Source organism: Bradyrhizobium sp. (genome assembly GCF_019244115.1).
GTDB lineage: Bacteria > Pseudomonadota > Alphaproteobacteria > Rhizobiales > Xanthobacteraceae > Bradyrhizobium.
In genome coordinates, this window is record NZ_JAFATE010000225.1 from 1 (window position 1) to 6507 (window position 6507).

Consider the following 6507-nt stretch of genomic DNA (forward strand, 5'->3'; position numbering starts at 1 on the left):
GGTGCAGCAGCAGATCCTCGGCGAAATCCACAACGACAACCACCTGTCGGCGGCGCTCGCCAACGTCACCTTCATGGCGACCACCGGTGCCAACGACGTCGCGTTCCAGGCAACCCCGGCCGGTGCCGACGACGCGGCATCGCTGGCCGCCGCGACCGCAGGCAACAGCCTGGCCGCGGTCGGGCAGGTGTTCAATGCCGCGGCGGATCTCGCGCTTGGTGGCATCAGCCCCGCCAATCTCGGTCAGGTCACCACGGACCTTACGGCGGTCGAGTCGGGCATCAACAACATTCTCAACAACAAGACCATGCTCGCCCAGATCGAAAAGGGCGAGACCGCGAACGCTGCGGCGCTGACCACGATCCATCTGCAGACGGTGGCAACCCAGGTCGCGCTCCAGCTCAACAAATATGATGCCATGGAGGCCCAAGGCAGCAACCTGGCACTGCGCGGCACCGCCGACAACCTGCTCGATTCGATCGACATCGTGCAGAACGACGCAGCGCTGAACGTAGCGGCGGGCGGCAACGGCAATGCCGGCCATATCGGCGGCTTCGCCGAAATGCCGGGCGGGCTCATGGGCACCGTCACCAAGTTCCAGGACAACCAGGTCCAGACCAATTTCTGGGCCGCGTTCCTTGCTGAGGCCAATACGATCAATGCAACCTTGCAGAAGATCGCGACCGGCGGCGCGGCCGCCACCCAGACCCTGATCACCCAGATCCACAACTACCAGCAGTTCGGCGCCAACTTTGACGCCGCGCAGGGTGCGATCTTCCAGGCCCGCTTCGATAACGAGTTGCTGAGCGGCACGCTGGAAGCCGACAGCGCCAACGCGATCAAGGGCCTCACGGGCATCCTCAACGGCGACCAGGGTGCAGCGCTTGCCGCCGACAAGGCGATGATCGCGGCGGCTGGTCAGGGCTTCCACGCCGACGCAGCCGACGTCTCCGGCAACAACATCCCGGTGAACGGCGGTACCTATGTCGGCACGGCCGTGACCGTGGCCACGGCGACGTCGATCAACGGAACGGCCAAGGGCACCATCCCGGTGACCGCGACCCCGAACATCGCCAACGGCACCGGCGGCACGGCGGCGGCTGGCACCACGACGACGCCTGGCGGTCATGGTCATGACGGTGATGACGCGGCCGCAGCAGCTGCGGCGAAGGCGGGGACGGCAGCGTCGCACGCGACCGCGGCCAGCCACGCAATGGTCACCATGCAGGATCTGATGCATGCAGAAGCGGTGGCGCATCAGATGCACTGGGCCTGATCCCGGGGGATCACGCACGATGCAGTGACAGCGAAACCTTCCCAGCGCAGAACCTCGTTCTGCGCTGGTTCTTTTTTGGGGCAGCGTCATCTGATGGTGGGGCAAGTGATGTTGGGGTACGCGCGGGCGGATCATGCCGGATCCGATACCGTTCTTCAAAACACCGATCCCGTTACCGCGCCGACCCGCGCGCCCTTGTCGCGCCTGAGCGGCACCACGTATTGCGTCACACCGACCGATGTCGCCCTAGAAGAGTTCGAAGGACATTTTTGAGCCTCCGTTTCGCTTCAATTCGAACGGAAAACGCTCTTCAACACGCAGCTTTTAAGCCACACATGAACAAACCAGCCATCGCCATCAATCCTCGTACCGCAACCATCATGTCAACGGCGGGTGCCGATGCACTCAAGGCCGCGGAGCAGGCGTATCGTGGCCTGCTCGCCGACGAGCCGAAGCATTTTCGCGCGCTGTGCGGATTGGCTACCGTGCGCAGCCAGCTCGGCGCGTCGGCCGAGGCGCGCGATCTCCTGGCGCAGGCCGCCGCAGCCGCCAGCTCCAGCGTGGAGGACCAGATGGTGCTCGGCACTGCGTTCCGCCGGATCAACGATCTGCATGGCGCGCGCCGGCATTTCGAAGCGGCCGTGAGCTGCGATCAGAAACATGGCGAGGCTCGCTTGCATCTCGCCCATGTCCTCTTCGCCGGCGGTGATATTCCCGGCGCGTCCGCCCAATATCGCGCGGCGCTTGAGATCGATCCGACCAATGCCGACGCGCATCAAAGCCTCGGATTGGCCCTGCAGCGCCTAGGCCAGTTCCAATCCGCGGTATCGCATCACGAAAGGGCGCTTGCGCTCAAACCGCGGTTTGCGCTCGCCCATATCAGTCTTGGCGACGCTTACCGTCACCTCGAGCGTCACGACGCGGCCATTGCGCAATATGAGCAAGCGCTGGCCGTCAATCCTCAATTGACGGACGCCTACATCAATCTCGGCGGAACCCTGCAGATCACCGGCCGGCGCGACCAAGCGATTGCCGTCTATCAGCGGGCGCTCACGGCCAATCCCGGCCTTGCGGACGCGCACTATAATCTCGGCAATCTCTATGCCGATCTCGACAATGTCTCAGCCGCCGCCGCGCATTACGAACGCGCGATCGCGTTGCGGGCGACGGCCGAGGCGCACAACAACCTCGCCAACGTGCTGCGCAAGCGAGGGGATATTGGTCAGGCCATCGCCCACTACGAGCAGGCGGTCCGTCTCAAGCCGCACTATGCCGCGGCCTTGCGGCTGCTTGGCGATGCTCTGCTCGCCCAAAACCGTGCGGAGGAGGCATGCGCGCGTTATCGCCAGGCGCTCGCGAGCGAGCCTGAGGACGCGATCACGCTCAATCATCTGGCGGCCGCATTGCTCGTTGCCGGTCGCATCGAAGATGCTTCGCGCGCGTACGAGCACGTGATTGAAGTCGCGCCGCAGAACCTTGGAATCCAGCTCAATTACGCCGCCGTCAAGCCATTCGCCAAGGACGATCCGCGGCTGGTGCGGCTGGAGGAATTCGCTTCGCGCGAGGACGCGCTGTCCGACGATCAGCGGATCGCACTGCATTTCACGCTTGGAAAGGCCTACGCCGACATCAAGGATGCCGAGCGTTCCTTTCGTCATCTCGCTCTCGGCAACGCCCTCAAACGTCGCTACATGGGCTACGACGAACGCGAGACCCTGGCTCACATCGGACGCATCCGCGACACCTTTTCACGAGACCTCCTGGATACCCGATCCGACGTCGGCCACCCCTCGGATGCGCCGCTCTTCGTCGTCGGAATGCCGCGTTCGGGAACGAGCCTGGTCGAGCAGATCCTGGCCAGCCACCCGCGTGTCTTCGGTGCGGGCGAGCTCAACGAATTCGCGGTCGCGACGGAAGCGATCGCGCGCCGCAACGCGAGCACCTTTCCGGAAATGCTGCGCAAGATATCGAACGATGATCTGCATGAGCTAGGGAAAACCTACGTCGAAAGTGTAAGCAAGCTCATCGGTTCACACGACCGTATCGTCGACAAGATGCCCTCGAATTTCCTGTTCGTGGGCCTGATCCGCCTGGCGTTGCCGCGCGCGCGCATCATCCATGTCAAGCGGGACCCGGTCGACACCTGCTTGTCGTGCTTCTCGCTCCTGTTCTCGGAGGGGCAGGCCTTCGCCTACGATCTTGCCGAACTCGGACGCTACTACCGGGCCTATGATACGCTGATGGGCCACTGGCGCGAGGCATTGCCGTCGGAAGCCATGCTGGAGGTTCGATACGAGGATCTGGTCAAGGACCTCGATGGACCCGCCCGCCGGCTCATCGCGTTTTGCGGCCTCGAGTGGGATGACCGTTGCCTCTCGTTTCACGAGACGAAGCGCCCTGTCCAGACTGCAAGTCTCGTCCAGGTGCGCAAGCCGATCTACGCCGATTCAGTCGGACGGTGGCGCTTCTACGGGGAACGGCTCAAACCTCTGTTCGATGCGCTCGAGGTCGACTCCCTTCCGTCGCGGGTCGAAGCGGAGACCGCGGCCGCGCTGCGGGCGTGCCCCTCAGTGGAAGGTGCGACCGCCGGCGCTTGGACAAGCTTGCCTGGCATACGACATCCCGCGCCGCTGGAGACGCAGGTCGATCGCGCGTTCCTTTTGGCCAAGCGGCTGCAGGAACGCGGTGACCTCGCGATCGCGGAGCACCTCCTTGGGTTCGTGCTCGGGACTCGTCCGCAGCATTTCGAGTCGCTACTCGCCGTAGGCGCGATCTGCGCCATGACCAACCGGCTCGACGCGGCGAAGGCCTATCTGACGCAGGCAGTCGCCGTCAACGCAAACGTCGGCGCGGCGCATGGCAGCCTGGGCGCGGTCCACGCCAGCGCGGGAGAGCTGGATGTGGCGATGGTCCACTATCAAAAGGCGCTGACCCTGGCGCCGGACCATCCGGGGATTCTCTATGCCTCTGCCACGGTGCTGCATAGCCTGGGCAGGAACCAGGAGGCTGTCGAGCAGCTCAACCGGGCTATCGCGCGGCAACCCGATCACCTCGACTCGCATTTCACAATGGGAAACGTCCTTTTCGCGCTCGGGCGGGACGGCGACGCGGCTAGATGCTATCTCAAGGTCCTGCAGCTCAGCCCGCGCCATGCCGAGACGCACAACAATCTCGCTAACGTCTTGCTGCGGCAGGGTCACGCAGAACGGGCGATCGCCTACTACCGGACGGCGGTCGAGATCAAGCCGGACTACGCCGACGCCTACGGCAACATGGGCAATGCGTTCCTCGAGCTCAACCGCCTAGAAGAATCCATCGAGCAAAACAAGCGCGCGATCGAGATTAAGCCCGAGAGATTCGGATCCTACAACAATCTGGGCGTCGCCTATCAGGCGCTGGGCCAGTTCGAGGAAGCGACCTGGGCCTTCGAGCGGGCGCTGGAATTGTCGCCGAACGAGGGGCCCATTCACCTCAATCTTGCCAACATGGACAAGTTCACGCCGGATGACTGTCGCCTGCCAGGGCTTCGTCGCTTACTCGACAACCTGGATTCGCTTGATGATGAGAAGAAGATCGCCGCGCATTTCGCGATGGGCAAGGCACTTGCCGACCTGAAGCAGCATGACGATGCCTTCGAACACTTGAAGAGGGCGAATGAGCTGAAGCGGAAGACCTTCGACTATGACGAGCCGCAGCGTCTGGCGATGCACGAGAATCTTCGCGAGAAATTCTCGCCAGAGCTGTTTCAACGGCACGCGGAGTGTGGCGACCGATCGTGGTCGCCGATTTTCATCGTCGGCATGCCGCGCTCGGGCACCACACTGATGGAACAGGTGCTGGCGAGTCACTCGAAGGTGTTCGGTGCCGGCGAGCTCGAGACATTCAAGGAATTGATCGGCGAATGCGCCAAGGCCCAGAGCGTCCCGCCGGCCTATCCGGACCTCGTGACGTCGCTGTCGTCCGAACGAATCACCGAGCTCGGCCAAGCCTACACCACCCGCGTGCGCGCGCTGGCGCCCGATGCGCCGCACATCGTCGATAAGATGCCGCTCAACTTCGTTTTTGTCGGGCTCATTCATCTTGCGCTGCCCAACGCGCGAATCATTCACATCCGTCGCGATCCGCTCGATACCTGCGTCTCCTGCTACTCGCTGCTGTTCACGGGCAGCCAGCCCTTCGCCTATGATCTGGGCGAGCTCGGCCGCTACTACCGCGGTTACGAAAGCGTGATGGAGCATTGGCACAAGGTGCTGCCGCCAGGCGTGCTGATGGATGTGCAGTACGAAGAGCTGGTCGCGGATCTCGAAGGCGTGTCGAAAGGTGTGCTCGCGCATTGCGGGCTGGAATGGGAGGAGGCGTGCCGCCATTTCCATGATACCAAGCGGACGGTGAGGACAGCCAGCCTGATGCAGGTTCGCGAACCGCTCTACAAGCGTGCCGTCGGCAGTTGGCGACGCTATGAGGAGCACCTTGGGCCGCTGTTCGAGGCCCTGGGTATGGATACGCAAGCCTGACTTCTGGAGCCGGCGTGAAGCCGATTGTGATCGGCTCCGGCACGCAGTAGGGCTGTCTCCGGCTTATATGGCAGTGGGGTGCTGAGTGAGCGTGCAAGCGGTCCGTAATGGTCCCGTTCCGGATGAGGCCCTCAGCCTTCTTTCGGAGCGGCCTACAGAAGCCAGCGCCAGACCGAACCCTTCTGCGCCTCCGGAAAAGCGTCGTCTGCCGAAGGCCACCGAATTGCCGACTCAGATCGGCCCGGTGGGCCTGCGCTTTGATTTCAATGATGGCTGCCGAGTCATGCTGCCCGAGACCGGCCATCCCTGGCACGTGCGGCTGAGCGACCTCGACACCGGCAACCTCCTGTTCGAGACCGACCTGCGGTCCGGATTTGTCAACAGCGCGAAGCGTTATTTCGTTCGCTTCCGGATCGAAGTCTGGTCGACGGACGAAAGGCTGCTGTGCCACGACTATTGTGCCGCGGGGCGCGACGTGCTGATCCAGTTTCCAATCGGCACGATCGGTGATCTCATCGGTTGGGTATCCTACGCCGTGAAGTTCAAGGAGTCCCACAATTGCCACCTCACCTTGGCCATGGGCAAGAGCCTGATTCCGCTCTTCCGCGACGCTTATCCGGACATCTCGTTCGTGACCCATGAGGAGGTTTGGTCGGAACGCTACTACGCAACGTACAGTATTGCGCTGTTTTTCGACGACCATGAGTTCGTGCACCA

General features: G+C 63.0%; 2 protein-coding genes and 1 pseudogene. All 3 read left to right on the plus strand.

Annotated features, from left to right (window positions below):
* A pseudogene (locus JOZ76_RS10040) lies at nt 1–1276 on the plus strand (beta strand repeat-containing protein); the annotation flags it as partial.
* A gap of 335 nt (nt 1277–1611) precedes the next feature.
* On the plus strand, nt 1612–5790 hold the full coding sequence (locus JOZ76_RS10045) for a sulfotransferase (protein ID WP_291698475.1): 4179 nt from the start codon (nt 1612–1614) through the stop codon (nt 5788–5790).
* A gap of 85 nt (nt 5791–5875) precedes the next feature.
* Nucleotides 5876–6507: autotransporter strand-loop-strand O-heptosyltransferase (locus JOZ76_RS10050; protein ID WP_291698476.1), on the plus strand; the 632-nt coding region annotated here is incomplete at its 3' end.